The 327-nt window shown below is 44.6% G+C and carries 1 pseudogene; it reads right to left on the bottom strand.

The window, feature by feature from the left end:
• Nucleotides 1–327 (bottom strand): annotated as a pseudogene (locus tag ACSG5Z_RS29925) (leucine--tRNA ligase); the annotation flags it as partial.

The raw sequence follows: 327 nt of genomic DNA, 5'->3' as shown, positions 1-327 counted from the left end.
CTGTCATTGTGCCATCTTCCCAGTGGATTACTGGAATTGGCTCACCCCAGTAACGTTGACGGCTGAATAACCAGTCACGTAGACGGTACGTTACTTTTTGATTTCCTGCGCTCGTTACTTCACGCCATTCAATCATTTTTACGATTGCTTCTTCTTTATTTAAACCATCAAGGAATGCTGAGTTTACGTGCGCACCATCACCTGTGTATGCTTCTTTCGTAATGTCTCCGCCTTTTACAACTTCCTTCATTGGAAGATTGAACGTTGATGCGACTTCATAGTCACGCTCATCATGAGCGGGAACTGCCATTACAGCACCTGTCTCTA

Source organism: Bacillus pretiosus, assembly GCF_051294775.1.
Classification (GTDB): domain Bacteria; phylum Bacillota; class Bacilli; order Bacillales; family Bacillaceae_G; genus Bacillus_A; species Bacillus_A wiedmannii.
This window is presented reverse-complemented; position numbering and strand designations above follow the sequence as displayed.